The organism is Thermomonas paludicola (genome assembly GCF_024498955.1).
GTDB lineage: Bacteria > Pseudomonadota > Gammaproteobacteria > Xanthomonadales > Xanthomonadaceae > Thermomonas > Thermomonas paludicola.
Window position 1 is genome coordinate 2,148,254 of the sequence record NZ_CP093311.1, and the last position, 22,132, is coordinate 2,170,385.

The 22,132-nt window shown below is 66.1% G+C and carries 21 protein-coding genes; 7 read left to right on the forward strand and 14 right to left on the reverse strand.

Features of this window, described 5'->3' with window-relative positions; genetic code table 11:
- The first annotated feature begins 2 nt into the window (after window positions 1–2).
- Window positions 3–2,384 (forward strand): TonB-dependent receptor plug domain-containing protein, encoded by a 2,382-nt coding sequence (locus LIW09_RS10080; RefSeq protein WP_256645494.1) that lies wholly within the window; start codon window positions 3–5, stop codon window positions 2,382–2,384.
- Window positions 2,385–2,496: 112 nt separating this feature from the next.
- On the forward strand, window positions 2,497–4,155 hold the full coding sequence (locus tag LIW09_RS10085; RefSeq protein ID WP_256645495.1) for a cation:proton antiporter domain-containing protein: 1,659 nt from the start codon (window positions 2,497–2,499) through the stop codon (window positions 4,153–4,155).
- Window positions 4,156–4,182: 27 nt separating this feature from the next.
- Here LIW09_RS10085 and clpB read toward each other — a convergent pair whose 3' ends face one another.
- Window positions 4,183–6,765 (reverse strand): ATP-dependent chaperone ClpB, encoded by a 2,583-nt coding sequence (clpB, locus tag LIW09_RS10090; RefSeq protein WP_256645496.1) that lies wholly within the window; start codon window positions 6,763–6,765, stop codon window positions 4,183–4,185.
- Between the two features lie 138 nt (window positions 6,766–6,903).
- Between clpB and LIW09_RS10095 the strand changes: the two genes are divergently transcribed.
- Both LIW09_RS10095 and LIW09_RS10100 read left to right on the forward strand, forming a co-directional pair.
- Complete coding sequence (locus LIW09_RS10095; RefSeq protein WP_256645497.1) at window positions 6,904–8,211, forward strand: M20/M25/M40 family metallo-hydrolase; 1,308 nt, start codon at window positions 6,904–6,906, stop codon at window positions 8,209–8,211.
- 10 nt (window positions 8,212–8,221) lie between these two features.
- A complete protein-coding gene (locus LIW09_RS10100; RefSeq protein WP_256645498.1) occupies window positions 8,222–8,482 on the forward strand; it encodes a GIY-YIG nuclease family protein in 261 nt (86 codons plus the stop codon).
- Here LIW09_RS10100 and pgeF read toward each other — a convergent pair.
- Both pgeF and rluD read right to left on the reverse strand, forming a co-directional pair.
- Window positions 8,474–9,214 carry a peptidoglycan editing factor PgeF gene (gene pgeF, locus LIW09_RS10105; RefSeq protein WP_256645499.1) on the reverse strand — a complete coding sequence of 247 codons (741 nt, stop codon included), beginning with the start codon at window positions 9,212–9,214 and terminating at the stop codon, window positions 8,474–8,476. The two genes, LIW09_RS10100 and pgeF, sit on opposite strands and share 9 nt — an antisense overlap.
- Window positions 9,211–10,191, reverse strand: coding sequence for a 23S rRNA pseudouridine(1911/1915/1917) synthase RluD (gene rluD / locus LIW09_RS10110; RefSeq protein WP_256645500.1), 981 nt, complete (start codon window positions 10,189–10,191; stop codon window positions 9,211–9,213). Before rluD ends, pgeF begins: the two co-directional genes overlap by 4 nt.
- A gap of 107 nt (window positions 10,192–10,298) precedes the next feature.
- Between rluD and LIW09_RS10115 the strand changes: the two genes are divergently transcribed.
- Window positions 10,299–11,147 carry an outer membrane protein assembly factor BamD gene (locus tag LIW09_RS10115; protein ID WP_256645501.1) on the forward strand — a complete coding sequence of 283 codons (849 nt, stop codon included), beginning with the start codon at window positions 10,299–10,301 and terminating at the stop codon, window positions 11,145–11,147.
- A gap of 66 nt (window positions 11,148–11,213) precedes the next feature.
- Here the strand turns inward: LIW09_RS10115 and LIW09_RS10120 are convergent, their stop codons facing one another.
- A complete protein-coding gene (locus LIW09_RS10120) occupies window positions 11,214–12,848 on the reverse strand; it encodes an NAD+ synthase (RefSeq protein ID WP_256647219.1) in 1,635 nt (544 codons plus the stop codon).
- Between the two features lie 165 nt (window positions 12,849–13,013).
- Here LIW09_RS10120 and ppa point away from each other — a divergent pair, with 165 nt between their 5' ends.
- Window positions 13,014–13,562: an inorganic diphosphatase gene (gene ppa / locus LIW09_RS10125; RefSeq protein WP_256645502.1), complete on the forward strand. Its 549-nt coding sequence runs from the start codon at window positions 13,014–13,016 to the stop codon at window positions 13,560–13,562.
- 54 nt (window positions 13,563–13,616) lie between these two features.
- Here the strand turns inward: ppa and LIW09_RS10130 are convergent, their stop codons facing one another.
- From LIW09_RS10130 to LIW09_RS10175, 10 genes are all read right to left on the reverse strand, one after another.
- On the reverse strand, window positions 13,617–14,192 hold the full coding sequence (locus LIW09_RS10130) for a DUF4136 domain-containing protein (protein ID WP_256645503.1): 576 nt from the start codon (window positions 14,190–14,192) through the stop codon (window positions 13,617–13,619).
- 150 nt (window positions 14,193–14,342) lie between these two features.
- Window positions 14,343–14,768 carry a F0F1 ATP synthase subunit epsilon gene (locus LIW09_RS10135; RefSeq protein ID WP_256645504.1) on the reverse strand — a complete coding sequence of 142 codons (426 nt, stop codon included), beginning with the start codon at window positions 14,766–14,768 and terminating at the stop codon, window positions 14,343–14,345.
- Window positions 14,769–14,777: 9 nt separating this feature from the next.
- Window positions 14,778–16,184 (reverse strand): F0F1 ATP synthase subunit beta, encoded by a 1,407-nt coding sequence (gene atpD, locus LIW09_RS10140; RefSeq protein ID WP_256645505.1) that lies wholly within the window; start codon window positions 16,182–16,184, stop codon window positions 14,778–14,780.
- A gap of 129 nt (window positions 16,185–16,313) precedes the next feature.
- Window positions 16,314–17,177 carry a F0F1 ATP synthase subunit gamma gene (gene atpG, locus LIW09_RS10145; RefSeq protein ID WP_256645506.1) on the reverse strand — a complete coding sequence of 288 codons (864 nt, stop codon included), beginning with the start codon at window positions 17,175–17,177 and terminating at the stop codon, window positions 16,314–16,316.
- Between the two features lie 98 nt (window positions 17,178–17,275).
- The gene (atpA, locus tag LIW09_RS10150; RefSeq protein ID WP_256645507.1) at window positions 17,276–18,826 is read right to left on the reverse strand and encodes a F0F1 ATP synthase subunit alpha; all 1,551 of its coding nucleotides are present in this window, start codon (window positions 18,824–18,826) and stop codon (window positions 17,276–17,278) included.
- Window positions 18,827–18,872: 46 nt separating this feature from the next.
- Complete coding sequence (locus LIW09_RS10155; RefSeq protein WP_256645508.1) at window positions 18,873–19,400, reverse strand: F0F1 ATP synthase subunit delta; 528 nt, start codon at window positions 19,398–19,400, stop codon at window positions 18,873–18,875.
- 10 nt (window positions 19,401–19,410) lie between these two features.
- Entirely contained in the window at window positions 19,411–19,881 is a 471-nt protein-coding gene (locus LIW09_RS10160; RefSeq protein ID WP_256645509.1) for a F0F1 ATP synthase subunit B, read from the reverse strand.
- A gap of 127 nt (window positions 19,882–20,008) precedes the next feature.
- Complete coding sequence (atpE, locus tag LIW09_RS10165; protein ID WP_256645510.1) at window positions 20,009–20,287, reverse strand: F0F1 ATP synthase subunit C; 279 nt, start codon at window positions 20,285–20,287, stop codon at window positions 20,009–20,011.
- Window positions 20,288–20,360: 73 nt separating this feature from the next.
- The gene (gene atpB, locus LIW09_RS10170; protein WP_256647220.1) at window positions 20,361–21,200 is read right to left on the reverse strand and encodes a F0F1 ATP synthase subunit A; all 840 of its coding nucleotides are present in this window, start codon (window positions 21,198–21,200) and stop codon (window positions 20,361–20,363) included.
- Between the two features lie 11 nt (window positions 21,201–21,211).
- Window positions 21,212–21,607: an ATP synthase subunit I gene (locus LIW09_RS10175; protein WP_256645511.1), complete on the reverse strand. Its 396-nt coding sequence runs from the start codon at window positions 21,605–21,607 to the stop codon at window positions 21,212–21,214.
- A gap of 303 nt (window positions 21,608–21,910) precedes the next feature.
- Between LIW09_RS10175 and LIW09_RS10180 the strand changes: the two genes are divergently transcribed.
- Window positions 21,911–22,114 (forward strand): DUF2061 domain-containing protein, encoded by a 204-nt coding sequence (locus LIW09_RS10180; RefSeq protein WP_256645512.1) that lies wholly within the window; start codon window positions 21,911–21,913, stop codon window positions 22,112–22,114.
- Window positions 22,115–22,132 lie beyond the last annotated feature (18 nt).

Consider the following 22,132-nt stretch of genomic DNA (forward strand, 5'->3'; position numbering starts at 1 on the left):
CCATGCCCCGCCTGACCCGACTTGCGCTTGCCATTGGCGCGCTGTGGATCGCCAGCCCAGCCCTGGCGCAGCAATCCGGCAAGGATGCCCGCACCCTCGATACCCTGATCGTCACCGGCACCCGCGTCACTGACCGCACGGTCGCGGAGTCGCAGTCGCCGATCGACATCATCACCCCGGAAGTGCTGGAAGCCACCGGCACCACCGAACTGGCCACCGCGCTGGCGCGCGCCCTGCCCTCGCTCAACTTCCCGCGCCCGGCCATGGCCGATGGCACCAGTGGCGTGCGCCCGGCGCAGCTGCGCGGGCTGGCGCCGGACCAGGTGCTGATCCTGGTCAACGGCAAGCGGCGGCATATCTCGGCGCTGGTGAACGTCAACGGCACCATCGGCCGCGGTTCCTCGGCGGTGGACCTGAACACCATTCCGATGGCCGCCATCGAACGGGTGGAAGTGCTGCGTGACGGTGCGTCCGCGCAGTACGGGTCGGATGCGATCGCCGGCGTGGTCAACCTCGTCCTGAAGGGCTCGGGCGACGGCGGCAGCATCGCCCTCGGCGGCGGCCAGTATTCAAAGGGCGACGGCACGCAGTGGCAGCTCTCGGGCGACGGCGGCCTCGGCTTCGGCGGCGATGCCGGCAGTCTGCACCTGGCCGCGCAGCTGGGTCACCAAGACATCACCAATCGTTCCGGCCCCTATCAGGGCGCATCGCCCAATACCGGCAACTTCCCGGGGGTGGGTGAGAAGGCATTCGTCATGGGTGACCCGGACGTGCGCCAGGCCGCGCTGTCGGCCAACGCAAGTTTCAAGCTCAGCGACAACGCCAGCCTGTACGCCACGCTGATGGGCAGCAACCGCGACATCGATTCGTTCGCGTTCTACCGCTCCAGGAACCACAGCGGCCAAGGCGTCCTGCTGGCGCAGGTGTACCCGAACGGCTATGTCCCGCAGATCAACCAGTATTCGCGCGACAGAAGTGTCGTGCTGGGCGCCAAAGGCACCAGCGACAGCGACTGGAACTGGGACATCAGCTACAACTACGGCAGCAACCATCTGGATTTCCGCACCCAGAACACCATCAATTACGCACTGGGCGTCACCAGCCCGCGCAGCTTCTACGATGGCGCGCTGGAATACACCCAGCAGGTGATCAACGCCGACTTCTCCAAGGCCGTCGGCATCGGGCTTGAATACCCGGCCACGCTCTCGCTGGGCGCGGAATACCGCAACGAAAACTGGAAACAGGGCGCAGGCGAGCCGAACTCCTATTTCGGCAGTGGCGCACAGGGCTTCGCCGGCTTCACGCCGCGCAACGCGGGCAGCTACGATCGCCACAATTACGCCGTGTACGCCGGCCTGGAAGCCGACCTGACCGACAAGTTCTCCGGCGGCATCGCGGGGCGCCATGAGGACTATTCGGACTTCGGCAGCCAGTTCTCCGGCAAGCTGTCCGGGCGCTATGCCTTCAGCGAGTCGGCAGCCCTGCGCGGCACCGTGGCCTCCGGCTTCCGCGCGCCGTCGCTGGCGCAGCAGCACTATCAGGCCGTCACCACCAACATCAACAACGGCGTCGCCTATGAAACTGGCACGTTCCCGGCTGCAGGCGCGGCCGCACAGGCACTGGGCGCGGAGCCGCTGAAGGCGGAAACATCGCTTTCCTACAGCCTTGGGCTGGTGTTGCAGCCGGCCGAGCGCGTGTATCTGACCATCGATGCCTACCAGATCAGCATCGACGACCGCATCGTGCTCTCGTCCAACCTCAACATCGCCAACAACGCGGCGGCGCAGGCGCTGCTGGCCAGCCTTGGCATCACCAACGTCACCAGCGCGCGCTACTTCAACAACGCCATCGACACCCGCACCCAGGGCATCGACGTGGTCGGCACCTGGAACGTGCCGCTTGCGGCCAGCAGTCTCAACCTGACCGCCAGCTACAACTACAACACGACCAAGGTCACCCGCATCGCGCCCAATCCGGTCGCGCTGACGGCATTGGGCGCCAACCTGGAGCGCATGGGGCGCGACGAGCGCGGGCGCATCGAGGAAGGCTTCCCGCGCGACAAGCTCGCCGTCACCGCCAACTGGACGCTGGATCGCTGGGACTTCAACGCCGGCGCAACGCGCTACGGCAGTTTCATCACCCGCCATGCCAGCAACCCGGCGCAGGATCAGACGTTCGATGCCAAGTGGGTGCTGGATGTCTCAGCCAGCTTCCGTCCCGCGCAGCACTGGGCGCTCACCGTGGGCGTCGATAATGCACTGAACGAATATCCGGAACAGACGATTTACGCCAACTCCACTTACGGCATGCTGCCCTACAGCCTGCAGTCGCCGTTCGGCTTCAACGGCGCCTACCTGTATGGCCGCGCGTCTTACACGTGGTGAGCTGAATCCGCGTCCATCGCCCTGCCAACGCCTCGGCTTTGCCGGGGCGTTTTCGTTCATGGACAGTGAACCGTGCATGCGATGATCGAAGCATCGCCTCAACGAGCCCGCCATGCCGCACCACACCTCGCTGATCACCCTGCTGTGCCTCGGCTTCGTGCTGGCGTTCCTGTTCGGCATGCTGGCGCAGCGTTTCCGGCTGTCGCCGCTGGCCGGCTACCTGCTGGCCGGCGTGGTGGCGGGCCCGTTCACGCCCGGCTTCGTGGGCGACCAGACGCTGGCGCCGCAGCTGGCGGAGGTTGGCGTGATCCTGCTGATGTTCGGCGTCGGCCTGCACTTCTCGCTGAAAGACCTGATGCAGGTCCGCAGCGTCGCGGCCCCGGGAGCACTGCTGCGCATCGTGCTGATGACGACGCTGGGCTGGGCCGTTGGCCGGCTCTTCGGCTGGGACGATGGCACCGGGATCGTGTTTGGCCTGTCGCTGTCGGTTGCCAGTACCGTGGTGCTGCTGCGCACGCTGGAAGACCATCAGCTGCTGGACTCGCGCCTGGGCCAGGTCACCATCGGCTGGGTGGTGGTGGAGGACATCGCGATGGTACTGGCGCTGGTGCTGCTGCCGCCACTGGCCAGCAGCCTGCATGGCGAACAGGCCACGCCGCTGGCGCCGATGATCTTCAAGACATTCCTGAAAATCGGCCTGTTCGTGGCATTCATGCTGGTGGTGGGCCGGCGGGTGATTCCGTGGCTCCTGGAGCGGGTTGCCGGCACCGGATCGCGCGAGTTGTTCACCCTGTGCGTGCTGGCCATCGCCATGGGGGTTGCCTTCGGCGCCGCGGCGATGTTCGGGGTGTCGTTCGCGCTGGGCGCGTTTTTTGCCGGCATGCTGCTCAACGAATCGGAGTTCTCGCACAAGGCCGCCAACGATTCGCTGCCGATGCGCGACGCGTTCGCGGTGCTGTTCTTCGTGTCGGTCGGGATGCTGTTCGACCCCTCGATCCTGATCGAACAACCGGCGCAGGTGCTGCTCACCTTCACCTTGATCGTCGCGGTCAAATGGCTGGTGACTTGGGCCAGCCTGCGCGCGCTGGGCGAGCGCCCCGATGACGCCAGCCTGGCGGCCGCCACGCTGGCGCAGATCGGCGAGTTCTCGTTCATCGTGATCGGCCTGGCCGCGTCCCTGAAGTTGATGCTGCCAAGCGTGCGCGACCTGGTGCTGGCCGGCGCCCTGCTGTCGATCATCGCCAATCCGTTCCTGGTGGCGCTGCTGGCCGCACGCATCAAACGCCGCAGGCAGCTCGCGGGGGGAGACGCGCAGAACGGACTCCAGCAATTGGCCGGCCACACCATCGTGATCGGCTACGGTCGCGTTGGCCGCGACCTGCTGCGCCTGCTGCGCGAGCGCGGGGTGCCGGTGGCCCTGGTGGATGAAGACATCGATCGCGTGATCCAGGCCCGCGCCGACGGCATTCCGGCCGTGCGCGGCAACGCGGTCTTGCCGCAGGTGCTGGCCGGCGCGCGTCCGGAAGTGGCCAAGCTGGCCATCCTCGCCATCCCGCGGGCGCTGGAGGGCGGCGAGGTCATTGCGCAACTGCGTGCCATCAATCCCGACATCACGGTGCTGGCCCGCGCGCACAGCGAGGGCGAGGTGAAGCATTTGCTCGCGCACGGCGCCGATGCCGCCGTACTGGCCGAACGCGAACTGGCGCACTCGCTGACCGACATGGTGATGGCCACGCCGCCATACCGTGCGCCTCGCGCGCCCGCGAGCTAGCCGGCGCGCGAGGGGACGCGCAGGCGCCTACTTCACGAAGACCAGGCGCCCCGCGTTCGTATCGACCTTGACCGTATCGCCGCTGCCGAATTTGCCGGACAGGATGTCCTGCGCCAGCGGGTTCTCCAGCTGTTGCTGGATGGCGCGCTTGAGTGGGCGGGCGCCGTAGACGGGGTCGAAGCCGATATTGCCCAGCAGCTCGTACGCGGCATCGCTCAGTTCGATGCGGATCCCGCGTTCGGCCAGGCGCTTTTCCAGACTGCGCAGCTGGATCCGCGCAATTTGCTTGATCTGCGCCTTGTCCAGCGCGTGGAAGACCACGATGTCGTCGAGTCGGTTGATGAACTCCGGGCGGAAGTGCGCCTGCACCACGCCCATCACCGCCGCCTTCATCTGCATGTAGGCCTCCGGTGAATCGTCGCCGTCCAGCGCCTGGATCTGCTGCGAGCCCAGGTTGGAGGTCATCACGATGACGGTGTTGCGGAAGTCCACCGTGCGGCCCTGGCCGTCGGTCAGGCGGCCGTCGTCGAGCACCTGCAGCAGGATGTTGAACACGTCCGGATGCGCCTTCTCCACCTCGTCCAGCAGGATCACGCTGTACGGGCGGCGGCGCACGGCCTCGGTGAGGTAGCCGCCCTCTTCGTAGCCCACGTAGCCGGGAGGCGCGCCGACCAGCCGGCTGACCGCGTGCTTCTCCATGAACTCGCTCATGTCGATGCGCACCATGGCGTCGCTGCTGTCGAACAGGAACTCGGCCAGCGCCTTGCACAGCTCGGTCTTGCCCACGCCGGTGGGGCCCAGGAACAGGAACGAGCCGGACGGGCGATTGGGGTCGGAGATGCCTGCGCGCGAGCGGCGCACCGCATCGGACACCACCTTGATGGCCTCCTCCTGCCCCACCACGCGGGCGTGCAGCTGCGCCTCCATCTGCAGCAGCTTCTCGCGCTCGCCTTCCAGCATCTTGCTGACCGGGATGCCGGTCCAGCGCGCCACCACCTGCGCGATCTCCTCGGCGGTCACCTTGTCCTGCAGCAGGGTGAAGCCCTTGGTCTCGGCCTCCTGGGCGGCGGCCAGCTGTTTCTCCAGCGCCGGGATGCGGCCGTACTGGATCTCGCTCATTGCAGCGAAATCCTGCTTGCGCTGCGCGGCTTCCAGTTCGAGGCGCGCCGCTTCGATCTGCTCCTTGATCCGGGTCGCGCCCTGCAAGGTCGCCTTCTCGGCCTTCCACACTTCCTCGAGGTCGCTGTACTCGCGCCCCAGCACATCGATCTCTTTTTCAAGATCGGCCAGCCGCTGCTTCGACTCGGCGTCCTTCTCCTTCTTCAGCGCCTCGCGCTGGATCTTGAGCTGGATCAACCGGCGCTCCTTGCGGTCCATCTCCTCCGGCTTGGAATCGATCTCCATGCGGATGCGCGACGCCGCCTCGTCCATCAGGTCGATGGCCTTGTCCGGCAGCTGGCGGTCGGCGATGTAGCGGTTGGACAGCGTGGCCGCGGCGACGATGGCCGGGTCGGTGATCTCCACGCCGTGGTGGACGGCGTAGCGCTCCTTCAGCCCGCGCAAAATGGCGATCGTGTCCTCCACCGACGGCTCGCCCACGAACACCTTCTGGAAGCGGCGCTCCAGCGCGGCGTCCTTCTCCACGTACTTGCGGTATTCGTCCAGGGTGGTGGCGCCGATGCAATGCAGCTCGCCGCGCGCCAGCGCCGGCTTGAGCATGTTGCCGGCGTCCATCGAGCCTTCGGCCTTGCCGGCGCCGACCATGGTGTGCAGTTCGTCGATGAACAGGATGATCTGGCCCTCGTTCTTCGACAGGTCATTGAGCACCGCCTTCAGGCGCTCCTCGAACTCGCCGCGGAACTTGGCGCCGGCGATCAGCGCGCCCATGTCCAGCGACAGCAGGCGCTTGCCGCGCAGGCCCTCGGGCACCTCGTTGTTGACGATGCGCTGGGCCAGGCCCTCGACGATCGCGGTCTTGCCCACGCCCGGCTCGCCGATCAGTACCGGGTTGTTCTTGGTGCGCCGCTGCAGCACCTGGATGGTGCGGCGGATCTCCTCGTCGCGGCCGACCACCGGATCGAGCTTGCCGCTCTCGGCGCGGGCGGTGAGGTCGATGGTGTACTTCTCCAGCGCCTGGCGCGCGTCTTCCGCGTTCTCGTCGGTCACTTTCTCGCCCCCGCGCAGCTTGTCGATGGCCGCTTCCAGTTTCGCCTTGTTCGCGCCGGCGGCGCCCAGCGCCTTGCCGGCCGCTCCCGCATCGTCCAGCCCTGCCAGCAGGAACAATTCGCTGGCGATGTAGGCGTCGCCGCGCTGCTGGGCCAGCTTGTCGGTCACGTTGAGCAGGCGGACGAGGTCGTTGCCGGCCTGCACGTTGCCAGCCTGGCCGGACACTTTCGGCAACTTGTCCAGCGCCTCGGCCAGCCGCTCGCGCAGCACCGGCACGTTGACCCCGGCCTGCGCCAGCAGCGGCCGCGTGCCGCCGCCCTGCTGGTCCAGCATCGCCAACAAGAGGTGTGCCGGTTCAATCAGATTGTGGTCGCGGCCCACGGCCAGCGATTGCGCGTCCGCAAGAGCCTGCTGGAAGCGCGAGGTGAGTTTGTCCATGCGCATGGGGAATATCCTGTCTGGAAGGGCCACTGCACGGCCCACTGTGTTCCACATGCGGTTGCAGCGGCGTGATTCAAGTCAAATCGCAAAACCCGTTGCGACTGCGTTATGGTCGCGCCAGCCATCCCCGGATTTGCGCCAATGCCCCGATTTTCCGCCCTCGCCTGTGCGCTGTTGCTTGCCTGCCCGCCATTGGCCGCGCAGACCCTGTTGACACCGCAGGAGCAGCGGATCGCCACGGCGGCGGACGCGGATCAGCCACACAACATCGCCCTGCTGGAAACGCTGGTGAACCAGAACAGCGGCACGTACAACCTGGCCGGGGTGACCGCCGTGGCCAAGCGGCTGGCACCGGAATTGGAGGCACTGGGTTTCAAGACCGAATGGAAGCCCATGCAACACGCCGGCCGCGCCGGCCACTTGATCGCAACCCATCAGGGCAGCAGCACCGGCCGGCGGATATTGCTGATCGGCCACCTCGACACGGTGTTCGAGCCGGACAGCCCGTTCACCGGCTTCCGCATCGACGGCAACCGCGCCATCGGCCCCGGCGTCGGCGACGACAAGGGCGGCGTGGTGGTGATCCTCGCCGCGCTGCGCGCCCTCAAGGCGGCCGATGCGCTGCGCGACGCCGACATTACCGTGGTGCTGACCGGCGATGAGGAAGACGTGGGCCAGCCGGTGGCGCAGGCGCGCGCCGACCTGATTGCGGCTGGCAAGCGCGCCGACGTGGCGCTGGACTTCGAGAACCTGTCGCACGCCGACGGCCGCGACATGGGCTCGATCGCGCGGCGCTCGTCCAACACCTGGACGCTGACCGTGCACGGCGAAACCGGCCACAGCTCGGGCATCTTCTCCGAGTCGATGGGCGACGGCGCCGCGTTCGAGCTGGCGCGCATCCTGGCCGCGTTCCGCACTGAACTGCCGGAGCCGAACCTGACCTTCAACGTCGGCCTGCTCGGCGGCGGCGAACAGGCCGCGTTCGATGCCGGCAAGACGCGCCTGACCGCCAGCGGCAAGGACAATATCGTGCCGCCCATCGCGCTGGCGCGCGGCGACTTCCGCACCCTCAGCGCGGCGCAGACCAAGCGCGTCGGCGAGAAGATGCGGGCGATCGTGTCGCGCCACCTGCCGCGCACCGACGCGACGCTGGAGATCGACGAGAACTACCCGCCGATGGCGCCGACCGCCGGCAATCGCGCGCTGCTGGCGAAGCTCAACGCCATCAACCGCGACCTCGGGCTGGAGGAGATGGGCGAACTCGACCCGCTCTCGCGCGGCGCCGGCGACATTTCCTTCGTGGCCGCCGACGTGGACGGGCTGGTGGGCATGGGCGCGTCCGGCGGCAACAGTCACGCCGATGGCGAATACGTGGAACTGGATTCGCTGCCGCGCCAGGCCAAGCGCGCCGCGCTGCTGATGCATCGGCTGGCGCAGGCGCCGCGCTGAGGAACGCGCGATGAGCGACGGCTGGCACCTCTACCTGCTGCGCTGCCGCGACGGCAGCCTGTACGCCGGCATCACCACCGACGTGGAGCGCCGATTCGAGATGCATGCAGAAGGACGTGGCGCGCGCTACACCCGCGCGCATCCCCCCGAGTGCATCGTTGGCGTGCGCGCCTACCCGGACCGTTCAAGCGCATCGCGTGCGGAAGCGCAGCTCAAGCGCCAGCCGCGCGCAAACAAGCTGGCCTGGTTGCTGCGCGACGCATCAGACTGAGGGCGACATCCAGGCCAGGGTAGCGATGCGGCCACTGCGGCCATCGCGCCGGTGCGAAAAAAAGCGCGCCGGATCGGAGATCGTGCAGAGCGCGCCGCCGTGGACCTCGAACACGCCGGCATCGAGCAGGCGCTGGCGCGCCAGCGTGTACAGATCCACCGTCCAGTGGCCCGGGCGGGTGGGCAGGAACGCCATCCGCGCGCGCGCATCCAGAGCGGTGAAGGCGTCGAACACCTCCTCGCCAATTTCGTACGCCTGCGGCCCGGCAGCGGGGCCGAGCCATGCCACCAGCCGCTCCGGCGGCGTGCGCATCGCCGCCACCGTGGCTTCCAGCACGCCGGCGCACAGGCCGCGCCAGCCTGCATGGGCAGCGGCAATTTCACTGCCGTCCCGCGCAGCAAACACCACCGGCAGGCAATCGGCGGTGAGGATGGCCAGCACGGTCCCCGGCGTGGCGGTCACCGCCGCGTCGGCCTCGGGCTCGTCGCCCGCGGGCTCGACGGCCACCGCCACGCCGTGCACCTGCCGCAACCAGCGCGGCGCGGAGGGCAGATCCAGCGCAGCCTCCAGCTGTCGGCGGTTTTCGGCCACGGCGTCGGCTTCATCGCCACAGCGCACACCAAGATTGAACGTGTCGAACGGCGGTTGCGACACCCCCAGCCCGAAGCGCGTCGTGGTCAGCGCACGCACGCCAGGCGGCGCCGGCCAGCCGGCGTCCAGCCAGCCGCTCATCGCCGCGCGCGCTCGCTTTCAACATGCGCCACGGCATCGGCACGCAGCAGCGCCATCAGCTGCAGCATGTCGGCCGGCACCGGCGCTTCGCAGCGCACCGGCTCACCGGTGATGGGGTGCGCAAACTCCAGCACCTCCGCATGCAGAGCCTGGCGCTTGAAGCCGCGCAGGGCTTCGATCAACGCCTCCGACGCCCCCTTCGGCAAGCGCAGCGACCCGCCGTACAGCTTATCGCCGACGATGGGGTGCTTGAGGTGCGCCATGTGCACGCGGATCTGGTGGGTGCGCCCGGTTTCCAGCCGGCATTCCAGCGCGGTGTGCGCGCGGAAACGTTCGCGCAGGCGGTAATGGGTGACCGCATCCTTGCCGTCTTCGCGCACGCCCATGCGCAGGCGGTCGCGCGGATGACGGTCAATCGCTGCACGCGCGGTACCGCCCGAGACCAGCGCCCCCACCACCACGGCCAGATACTGGCGATGCACCTGACGCGCGGAAAGCTGCGCCACCAGCGAGGTGTGCGCCGGCAGGGTGCGCGCCACCACCATGACGCCGGAGGTGTCCTTGTCCAGCCGATGGACGATGCCCGCGCGCGGCAGCTTGTCCAAACCGGGGTCGCGATGCAGTAATGCATTCACCAACGTGCCGGCGGGGTTGCCTGCCCCCGGATGGACCACCAGCCCGGCCGGCTTGTCCAGCACGAACACGTGCTCGTCTTCGTACAGGATGGCCAGCGGAATGTCTTCGGCCTCGGCATGCGTCTGCACCTCCTCCACGACCGACAACGCGATGGTTTCGCCCCCACGCACCGCATCGCGTGGTCGCGACGACGCACCATCGACAAGGACATCGCCGGACTTGATCCACGCCGACAGCCGGGAGCGCGAGTATTCGGGGAACAGCTCGGCCAGCACCGCATCCAGCCGGCGGCCGGAACAGGTGTCGGGGACAATGGCAGTGCGGGTTTCGGTCTGGGGCATGACGGCTCGAATCCGGTGCGCGCCGGTAGGCGGCCCCGTTGGGGTTTGATTGGGGTGACGGACTGCTATTATCCAGCCTTCATGCCCCCGGCGCCCGTTCGATGCCCATGACTTCCCGTTCCGTACCGCTGCGCCCCGCTTCCGTGCTTGCCCTCACCCTCGTCTTTGCCCTCAGCGGCTGTTCCGGGGTCAAGGGGCTGTTCAAGAAAAACAAGGACAAGAACGAAGGCGTGGCGGTTGCCACGCTTTACGACAAGGCGCACGACCAGATGGAACATGGCAAGTGGAGCAGCGCCAGCGAGGTCTTCGGCCGCCTGGTGGCCCAGTATCCGTACGGGCCCTACACCGAGCAGGCCATGATGGAACAGGCCTATGCGCAGTACAAATCGGGCAAGCACGAGGATGCGGTTTCCACCATCGACCGCTTCATCCGCACCTATCCGACGCACAAGAACATCGCCTATTTCTACTATCTGCGCGGCCTGGCCAACATGGCCCGCAACACGGTGTTCATGGCCCGCACCTTCAACCTGGACACCAGCAATCGCGATCTGGAAGCGCCGCTGCAGGCCTATGCCGACTTCAATACCGTCGCCACGCGCTATCCCAACAGCCGCTATGCCAGCGACGCCCGCCAGCACATGGTGTACCTGCGCAACGAGTTCGCGCACTTCGAGCTGAACACCGGCCTGTACTACCTGCGTCGTGGGGCATGGGTGTCGGCCGCCAACCGTGCCAACTACGTCCTGGAAACCTATCCGCAAAGCGAATCCCAAAACGATGCAGTGGCCCTGCTGGCGGAAGCCTATACGCGCATGGGCAATGCCACGCTGGCCGCCGATGCCAAGCGCGTGCTGGAACAGAACGATCCGCAGCACCCGTGGCTGGCCGGGCATTGGCCGAAGGGCCGCGGCGTCATCAGCCGCCTGAACCCGTTCAGCGGCGACGCCCGCTGACCACGACGGCCGCGAGTTTGGGCAACACGCGGGCCGGCGACATTGCCGGCCTTGTGTTGGGTGGCTTCAGTCGCGCCAGCCGCTGCTGATCGGGTAGCGTCGCTCACGACCAAAGGCGCGCCGGCTGACTTTCGGCCCAGGCGCGGCCTGATGTCTTTTCCATTCGCTGATCCGCACCAGCCGCAGCACCCTGTCCACGACGGCGGCATCGAACCCCGCCGCCACGATCTCCACGCGAGACTGCTCCTGATCGACATGCCGCAGCAGGATGGCATCCAGCACGTCGTATGGCGGCAACGAGTCCTGATCCAGCTGGTTCTCGCGCAGTTCGGCAGACGGTGGCCGCTCGATGACCGCCTGCGGGATGATCCGGTCGCCCACGGTATTGCGCCAACGCGCCAGCTGGAACACCTCGGTTTTGTACAGATCCTTGATTGGCGCATAGCCGCCGCACATGTCGCCGTAGATCGTGGCGTATCCGACCGCGTATTCGCTCTTGTTGCCGGTGGTCAGCAGCAGGCCACCGAATTTGTTGGACAGCGCCATCATCAGCGCGCCGCGGGTCCGCGACTGCAGGTTCTCCTCGGTGGTGTCGGCCGGCAGGCCGGCAAACGTGCCGGCCAGTGCATCCAGGTAGCCCTGGAAAGGGTTTTCGATCGGCAGGGTAAGCAGCCGGACCCCCATCGCATCGCACTGTTCCTGCGCCAGATCGTTCGACAGGTCGGCGGTATAGCGCGACGGCATGCGCACCGCCGTGACATTCCCCGGCCCCAGCGCATCGGCGGCAATGGCCAGCACCACGGCCGAATCGATGCCCCCGGACAGGCCCAGCCAGACCTGTTCGAAGCCATTCTTGCGGCAGTAATCGGCGGTTCCGCGCACCACCGCGCGCCAAGCCAGCGCATCCCGGCTTTCGTCGCCGTCCACCGTCCATTGCAACGACGCGAAGCGGCGGGTAGCCGCATCGAAATCCACCACCAGCCACTGCTCTGCAAACGCCACCGCCGCCGGATGCACGCCGCCATCTCCATCCGTGACCACCGATGCACCGTCAAACACCAGCGCGTCCTGTCCACCGACCAGATTGAGATAGGCGATGCCGGCGCCGGTTTCCCGGGCGCGCTGCGCCAGCACGGCGTCACGCTGCGCGTGCTTGTCATGCTCGAATGGCGAGGCATTCGGCACCAGCAGCAGGCTTGCCCCCCTGGCGACCGTGGACGCAGCCGGTTCGGGGAACCACAGGTCTTCGCAGATCAGCAGCCCAACCGAAACGCCATTGACCTCGAACACGCAATCGTCGCGATCGGGATCCACCTCGAACCAGCGGCGCTCATCGAACACCGCGTAATTCGGCAGCTCGCGCTTGCGATACGTCACGCCGATGGCGCCATCGCGCAGCACGCTGGCGGCGTTGTACACCACGCTGCCGGCCGCCTGCGGCCAGCCGACGACGGCCACGATGCCGTGCGTGGCGGCAGCGATTCCCTGCAGCGACGTTTCGCACTCGTGCAGGAACGCCGGGCGATACAGCAGGTCTTCCGGGGGGTATCCGGACAGCGCCAACTCGGGGAACAACACGACATCCGCGCCGTACTCGTCGCGGGCAACGGCAATCATGTCAGCGATGCGCGCCGCGTTGCCGGCCACGTCGCCGACCGGAAAATCAAATTGCGCCATTGCAACGCGCAGGGTATTGGCCATCGAGGGGAACCGGTCTTCGGACATTGCGGATGAACGCCAAGCCTACGCCACCAACGGCGGATTGAGTCAGCAGGCCCGCCACGCCATCCGGCTCCGCTAAAATAGTGCCCCCCCCCAACGGCCGTCGCGTCACGTGCGCGCGGCCAGCACGTCGGAGCATTCACCATGGGTCTGGACCTCGTCCCCACCGGCAACAACCCGCCGGAAGAAATCAACGTCGTCATCGAAATCCCGAAGGACGCCGAACCGGTCAAGTACGAAGTCGACAAGGCCTCGGGCGCGATCTTCGTGGACCGCATTTTGTCCACGCCGATGCGCTATCCCTGCAACTACGGCTACGTGCCCTATACCGTCTGCGGCGACGGCGATCCGGCCGACGTGCTGGTGATCCTGCCGCTGCCGCTGGTGCCCGGCTCGGTGATCCGCTGCCGCCCGGTGGGCGTGTTGAAAATGAGCGATGAGGCCGGCAGCGACGAAAAAATCCTGGCCGTGCCCATCGACAAGGTGTTCAACGGTTACAGCCACATCGACGACATCGCCAAGGTCAGCAAGCACTGGTTGCAGCGCATCGGCCACTTCTTCGAGCACTACAAGGATCTGGAAGACGGCAAGTGGGTGAAGCTGGACGGCTGGGGAGGTACGGCCGAGGCACGGCAGATCCTGATCGACGCGATGGCGCGTTACCAGGCCAGCGACGACAAGCCGAAGTTCTGACCGCGTTGCCGTGCCCGCAGGCGGCGTAGCGCCGCCTGTGGCGTCGGCTGGCGGTTACTGCGCGCCGGCCTTGTGCGGATACTTGGCGAAGATCGCGGCAATAGCCTGGTCGATGTCCGCCAACCGCTGCTCCGGCTTGCGCTTGCCGGCCACCGTACTGCTGGCCGCCCCGGTCCACACCATCCGGTTTTGCTTGCCGTCCACCAGATCCACGGTCAGCGTGCCTTCCTTGTATCGGCTGACCTGGGTTTCGTCATACCAGACCGGTACCGCCACGTAACTGCGATGGCGGTAGCTGTAGAACCACTCCACGTTGCTGCGCGGCACGCTCCAGACAGCGGTTTTTTCCTGCACCACGCCCTGGAAGTTGACCAGCAAGTCGGCGCCCTGCGCCGCATAGTGATAGCCGCGCGATTCCATTTCCTTGCGCACGTCAGCGCGGATGCGCTCCGAGATCCAGGACGAGTAGCCGGCCTGCTCCATCGCGATGGGCTGGTAGAAGCCCCAACTCCGGTACTGCTCGAAGCTGGCGCTCGGATCGTGGTCGGTACGCACGGAAGGACCGCTGGCGCAGGCGCCGAGGCCAAGCACGGCGGCGGCAAGCAAGAGGCAAGCAAGGCGTCTGAACATGGCAGTTCTCCTGGCGGCGCGAATGCAATGATCATCGCACCGGCATGGATACGGCACCTGAACGCACGCCGCATTCCAAGACAAAAGCCCCGCATGCGCGGGGCTTTTTCATGGAACCCGGGGCAGCATGACGCCTGCTTGAACGGCGGATCAGTGCTTCAGGTTCTTGCGCAGGCGCTCCAGCGCCTGCAACTGCACGGTCACCTCGGCCAGGCGCTTCTGCGCCTCGGCGATTTCCATCGCCTCGCCGCGATGGGCAATGATGCGCTCGGCCTCGTCCTTGGCGGCGCGCACCGCAGCCTCGTCGATCTCGTCGGCCCGGATCGCGGTGTCGGCGAGGACGGTGACCACCGTTGGCTGCACTTCGAGAATGCCGCCGGTAATCGCGAAGTCGAGCTTCTCGCCGCCAGGCAACGTGACCACGACCTTGCCCGGCTTCAGGCGGGTGATCAGCGGCGCGTGCTTGGGCGCGATACCCAGCTCGCCCAGCTCACCGGTGGCCACCACCAGCTCGGCCTCGCCGTGGAAGATCTCGGCTTCGGCGCTGACGATGTCGCAACGAATGGTGGATGCCATGACGATTCCTCAGCCCGAGATCTTCTTGGCTTTCTCGACCGCTTCTTCGATCGAGCCAACCATGTAGAACGCCTGCTCCGGCAGATGGTCGTACTCGCCATCCACGATGCCCTTGAAGCCGCGGATGGTGTCCTTCAGTGAAACGTACTTGCCCGGCGAACCGGTGAACACTTCGGCCACGTGGAAGGGCTGGCTGAAGAAGCGCTCGATCTTGCGCGCGCGGGCCACGGCCTGCTTGTCTTCTTCCGACAACTCGTCCATGCCCAGGATCGCGATGATGTCCTTCAGCTCCTTGTACTTCTGCAAGGTGCCCTGCACGCGGCGCGCGGTCTCGTAGTGCTCGTTGCCGATCACGTTCGGATCCATCATGCGGCTGGTCGAATCCAGCGGATCCACGGCCGGATAGATGCCCAGGGAGGCAATACTGCGCGACAGCGCCACGGTCGAGTCGAGGTGGGCGAAGGTGGTCGCCGGCGACGGGTCGGTGTAGTCGTCGGCGGGCACGTACACGGCCTGGATCGAGGTGATCGAGCCGGTCTTGGTGGAGGTGATGCGCTCCTGCAGCACGCCCATTTCCTCGGCCAGGGTCGGCTGGTAGCCCACCGCCGACGGCATGCGGCCCAGCAGCGCCGACACTTCGGTACCGGCCAGGGTGTAGCGATAGATGTTGTCGACGAACAGCAGCACGTCGCGGCCTTCGTCGCGGAAGTACTCGGCCATGGTCAGGCCGGTCAGCGCGACGCGCAGGCGGTTGCCCGGCGGCTCGTTCATCTGGCCGTACACCATCGCCACCTTGGACTTGGCGTGCTCCTGCACGTTGACGACGCCCGACTCCTGCATCTCGTGGTAGAAGTCGTTGCCCTCGCGGGTGCGCTCGCCCACGCCAGCGAACACCGACAGGCCGCTGTGCTCGGTGGCGATGTTGTTGATGAGCTCCATCATGTTGACGGTCTTGCCCACGCCGGCGCCGCCGAACAGGCCGACCTTGCCGCCCTTGGCGAACGGGCACATCAGGTCGATCACCTTGATGCCGGTTTCCAGCAGCTCGGTGGTCGCCGCCTGGTCTTCATAGCTCGGCGCCTGGCGGTGGATTTCCCACGTGGCGTCCGCCTGCACCGGGCCGGCTTCGTCGATCGGGTTACCCAGCACGTCCATGATGCGACCCAGCGTGCCGAGGCCCACCGGCACCGAGATGCCGCGACCCGTGTTGTCGGCGATCAGGTTCCGCTTCAGGCCGTCGGTGGAACCCAGCGCGATGCAACGCACCACGCCGTCGCCCAGCTGCTGCTGCACTTCCAGCGTGATGTCGGTGTTCTGCACCTTCAGCGCGTCATACACCTTCGGCACGCTCTCGCGCGGGAATTCGACGTCGACGACCGCGCCGATGATCTGTACGACCTTGCCCTGGTTGCTCATCACTGTTTCCTCGAAAACTCTTGAATGCTGCTGCGTTGGGTCAAACCGCATCGGCGGTGCCGACGATGTACGTTGTTTTTTGGCACTGAATCGCCGCGGCAGAGCCGGCGAGTCCGGGTATTGCAGGTGCTAAACCGCCGCCGCGCCGCCGACGATTTCCGAGATTTCCTGGGTAATCGCCGCCTGTCGCGCCTTGTTGTACACAAGGTTCAGGGTGTCGATCAGCTTGTTGGCATTGTCGCTGGCGGCCTTCATCGCCACCATGCGCGCGGCGTGTTCGGAGGCGACGTTCTCCATCACCGCCTGGTACACCAACGACTCCACGTAACGAACCAGCACGTGGTCAAGCACCGCTTCCGCGTCGGGCTCGTACAGGTAGTCCCAGTCATGCCGGGCCACCTGGGTGTCCGAAGCCAGCAGCGGAAGCAGCTGGTCGAACGTCGCCTTCTGGGTCATGGTGTTGACGAAGTCGTTGTACGACAGGAACACCTTGTCCACGGTGCCTGCCGAGTACGCGTCCAGCATCACCTTGATGACGCCGATCAGCTGCTCGACCTTGGGCGTGTCACCCAGATGCGTCACCGACGCCAACATGCCCACCTTCAGCCGGCGGAAGAACACCGATGCCTTCTGGCCGATGGTGACCACATCGATTTCAATGCCCTGCTCCTGCAACTGGCGGAACTCGACCAGCAGCTTGCGGAACATGTTGTTGTTCAAGCCGCCGGCCAAGCCGCGGTCGGAGGACACCACGACATACCCCACGCGCTTGACGTCGGCGCGCTGCACCAGATACGGGTGCCGATACTCGGAGTTGGCTTGCGCCAAGTGGCCGATCAGCTGCTTCATCGCGCGCGCATACGGGCGCGACTGCTTCATCCGATCCTGTGCCTTGCGGATCTTGGAAGCCGAGACCATTTCCAGCGCGCGCGTCACCTTGCGGGTGTTCTGCACGCTCTTGATCTTGGTTTTGATTTCGCGTCCGCTTGCCATCTCTCTTCTCTTTGCTCGTCATTCCCGCGCAGGGGAATCCAGCGTCATTGATGTTCAACGTCCATGGCCCCCCGCTTGCGCGGGAGTGACGGGACCGCTTACCAGCTGCCGGTCGCCTTGAAGTCCTCGATGCCCTTCTTGAACGCAGCCTCGATCTCGTCGTTCCAGTCGCCGCTGGCAGCCACCGAGGCCATCAGCTCACCGGCGGTGTTGGCGAAATGGGCGTGCAGGGCGTCTTCGAAGGAGCCGATCTTGGCAACCGCCACGTCATCCATGTAGCCCTTGTCCACCGCGTAGATCGACAATGCCTGCTCGGCCACCGACATCGGCGCGTACTGCCGCTGCTTCATCAACTCGGTGACGCGCTGGCCACGTTCCAGCTGCTTGCGGGTGGCGTCGTCCAGGTCGGAGGCGAACTGCGCGAACGCCGCCAGCTCGCGGTACTGCGCCAGCGCGATGCGGATGCCGCCGGACAGCTTCTTCATGATCTTGGTCTGCGCCGCACCACCCACGCGCGACACCGAGATACCGGCGTTCACCGCCGGGCGGATGCCGGCGTTGAACAGGTCGGTTTCCAGGAAGATCTGGCCGTCGGTGATCGAGATCACGTTGGTCGGCACGAACGCGGACACGTCGCCGGCCTGCGTTTCGATGATCGGCAGCGCGGTCAGCGAACCGGTCTTGCCTTTCACCGCGCCGTTGGTGAAGCGCTCCACGTAGTCCTCGGACACGCGCGCGGCGCGTTCCAGCAGGCGGCTGTGCAGGTAGAACACGTCGCCGGGATAGGCTTCGCGGCCCGGCGGACGGCGCAGCAGCAGCGAGATCTGGCGATACGCCACCGCTTGCTTGGACAGGTCGTCGTAAACGATCAACGCATCTTCGCCACGGTCGCGGAAGTATTCACCCATGGTGCAGCCGGAGTAGGCGCTGATGTACTGCATCGCCGCCGACTCGGACGCCGATGCCGCAACCACCGTGGTGTACGCCATTGCGCCGTACTGCTCGAGCTTGCGCACGATGTTGGCGATGGTGGAGTTCTTCTGGCCGATCGCCACGTAAATGCAGCGAATGCCCGAATTTTTCTGGTTGATGATGGCGTCGATGGCCAGTGCGGTCTTGCCGGTCTGGCGGTCGCCGATGACCAGCTCGCGCTGGCCGCGGCCGATCGGGATCATGCTGTCCACCGACTTGTAGCCGGTCTGCACCGGCTGGCTCACGGACTTGCGCCAGATCACGCCCGGCGCAATGGTTTCCACCGGCGCGCTGGTCTTGGCGTCGATGGGGCCCTTGCCGTCGATCGGCTCGCCCAGTGCGTTGACCACGCGACCCAACAGCTCGGGGCCGGTCGGCACCGACAGGATCTGCCCGGTGGTCTTGGCCACGTCACCCTCGCGCAGGTGCTTGTAATCACCCAGCACCACCGCGCCCACGGAGTCGCGCTCCAGGTTCAGCGCCAGCGCGTAAGTGCTGTTCGGCAGCTCGATCATTTCACCCTGCATCACGTCGGCCAGGCCGTGGATGCGCACGATGCCGTCGGACACCGAGGTCACGGTGCCTTCGTTGCGGGCTTCGGCGGCGAGATTGACCTTCTCGATGCGGGCCTTGATCAGTTCGCTGATTTCGGACGGGTTGAGCGTGGAAGTGGCCATCTTGGTTTCCTTGGTACCGGCGTTGCCGCCAGCGTGTGCAATTGGATTAGTGCGCCAGCGCCGCCTGCAGGCGGTCCAGCTTGCCTTTCAGCGTGCCATCGATGACGACATCGCCGGCATCGATCAGCGCACCGCCGATCAGGCTTTCGTCGATCGCCGTCTCCACCTCGACCTCGCGCCCGAAGCGGCGCGTCAGCGCCGCCTTGATCGCGTCCAACTCGGACGCGGGCAGCGCGGCGGCGGTAGTGACCTTGGCCTTCACCACGCGATCGGCCTCGAAGCGCATCGCATCGACCTGGCCGGCGATTTCCGGCAACAGCGGCAGCCGGCGGTTGTCGAACAGCAGGCTGAGGAAGTTGCCAAACGTTTCGGTACCGCCCTGCGGGGACAGCAGCGCGATGGCATCGGCACTGGTGAGCTTCGGATTGCCCAACACCGCAAGCATCTGCGGATCCGCGGCAATGCGGGCAGCGAACGTCAGCGCGTCCGACCATGCCGGCAGCGCATTGGCATCGCGGGCGATCGCGAACACGGCGCGGGCGTAGGGGCGTGCGAGGGTCAAGGCCTGGCTCATCGGGCGGCCCTCAGAGCTGCGCGGCCAGATCGTCGATCAGGGCCTTGTGGGCGCTGGCGTCGATCTCGCGCTTGAGCAGCTTCTCGGCACCGGACACGGCCAGCAGGGATACCTGCTTGCGCAGGTCTTCCTTGGCGCGATTCGCCGCGGCTTCGATCTCGGCCTCGGCCAGCGCCTTCTGGCGGTCGCCCTCGGCAATCGCGGCGGACTTGGCCGCGTCGATCAGCTGGTTGGCGCGCTGATGCGCCTGCTCGATGATCTCGTTGGCCTTTGCGCGCGCGCCCTTCAACTCTTCGTTGACCTTGTCCTGCGCCTGCGCAAGATTCTTCTGCGCGTTGTCGGCGGCGGCCAGACCTTCGGCGATCTTCTGCTGGCGCTCTTCGATCGCCTGCATCAGCGGCGGCCAGATGAACTTGACAGTGAACCAGATGAGGATCGCGAACGAGATCATCTGGCCCAGCAGGGTGATATTCGGATTCATGTGGTGACCTGCGTCCTGAACAGGCCCATCGGGATGGGCCTTTCAATGCTCCGCCACGGCGACATGCCGGGGCAGCGTGGTGCCGCTGCGCGCAACCGAAGCTGCGCGCAACGCTGGAGCCAGCCCATCAGGCGCCGGTGGCGGCCTGCACTGCGGCCAGCAGCGGGTTGGCGAACGCGAACATCATCGCCACGCCGACGCCGATCAGGAACGCCGCGTCGATCAGGCCTGCGAGCAGGAACATGCGGCCCTGCAGCATCGGCACCAGCTCCGGCTGGCGAGCCGCGGCTTCAAGGAACTTGCTGCCCATGATGCCAATGCCGAGGGCGGCGCCGAGCGCACCCAGGCCGACGATGATGCCGATGGCGACGGCGGTGAAGGCCTGGACGTTGGCGAGTGCTTCCATGGTGAATCTCCGGTTATTCGATGCGAGCGGTGGAATTGGAATGACGCTTGGAACGGATGGGGTGGAACGCGGGTCAGTGGTGCTCGTGGGCCATCGCCAGATAGACGACGGTCAGCACCATGAAGATGTAAGCCTGCAGCAGGATGATCAGGATGTGGAAAATCCCCCACATCGAGTTGAACAGCACGCCCGGCAGGAAGGTGAACCAGGAAGCGAACAGCCCGGCGATCAGCATGAACACCAGCTCGCCGGCGTACATGTTGCCGAACAGTCGCATGCCGAGACTGACCGGCTTGGACAGGTATTCGACCAGGTTCAGGAACAGGTTGAACGGCACCAGCACGATCTTCAGGATCATGTTGTCGGCGTGGAACGGCGCGGTGAGCAGCTCCTTGGTGAAGCCCCAGCCGCCCTTGGCCTTGATGGAATAGAAAATGATCAGGAAGAACACGGTGAACGACAGCGCGAACGTCGTGTTCACATCGGCCGTGGGCACCCAGCGCAGGAAGGTGTGATGCGCCACTTCCTTGCCCGCCACGGCCTGCACGGCCGCGCCGGGAATATCGAGCGGCAGCAGGTCCATGGTGTTCATGAAGACCACCCAGACGAAGATCGTCAGCGCCAGCGGCGCGATGAAACGGCGATCCCCGTGGAACGTGTCCTTGACCTGCGAATCGACGAACTCGACCAGCAGCTCCACGAACGCCTGCCCCTTGGACGGCACCCCGGCCGTCGCCTTGCGCGCATAGAACCAGAGCCAGAAGCAGGACAGCAGCCCCAGCACCAGCGCCACGATCCAGGAATCCATGTGGACCTGGCCGAACGAGAACTGCTTGGTGTTGTGCGTCAGGTGATGAACGATGTAAGCGGTCAGGCCGCCACCGCCTTCGCCACCTTCGGGGGCCAGCCCCATTGCTTCCAGAATCACGCGCTCGTCCTCGTCGTACTACGCTTCATCACGAATCTCGTCGATACCACCAAGGCCGCAGCGGCCATTGCCGACCCGGCCAGCACCGGCACTGCCGGCAACTGCCACACCGCCATCGCCAGATACAGCCCGGCAATGACGATCAACCACTTTGCCACGGTACCCAGCAACAATCGCCCCAGCGCCGCGCCAGCACCAGCCACGCCGCCGCCAAACGCACCCCAGGCCGCCACCAGACTTCCCAGCACCACTGCACCACCGCCTGCCAGCGCGGCCAGCGCATGACGCGGGCCATTGATGCTGCAGACTGCGGCTGTCAGCAACGCAGCAGCGGCTTGAAAGCCCGCTACCCGCAGCGCCAGCCGCCGACCTTCGTCAGCGGTATTCAGCACGCCAGCTTCTCAACCTGTTGGATGCGATCCCCGCACGCACAACGAAATCCGTCCTGCGGAGCTGTAGAAGTATAGCAGGCGCAAAAATCCCGCGGCAACCGCCAAAAGATGCCGTGATGTGTACGGAACTCGCCGACCTTCTCCCTGTCTCACGCTGCAACGCCCGCCCCCTTCCTCGTCCGATTCCCGGGCAGGCGCCCGAAGCCCCGGCCCGTCCACGGCCGGGGCTTCTTCTGCCCAGGCCGGGTTGACATCTGCCGCTTCTTGTTGATAATGATTCTCATTAGCAACAAGGAGCTCGCCATGACCAAGACCCTCACCTTCGCCTCCCTGCATTTCTGCGTGGCGTTCTCGGTTGGCTGGCTGCTGACGGGTAGTTTCTGGGTCGGTGGCGCGCTGGCTGTCGTTGAGCCCGCGTGCAATACCGTGGTCTTCCACTTCCACGAAAAACTGTGGAAGCGGATCGAGGCGCGGCGCGCCCAGCCCCATGGGCCGCTTGCCATGTGACCCGGCTGCGCCCGCAAT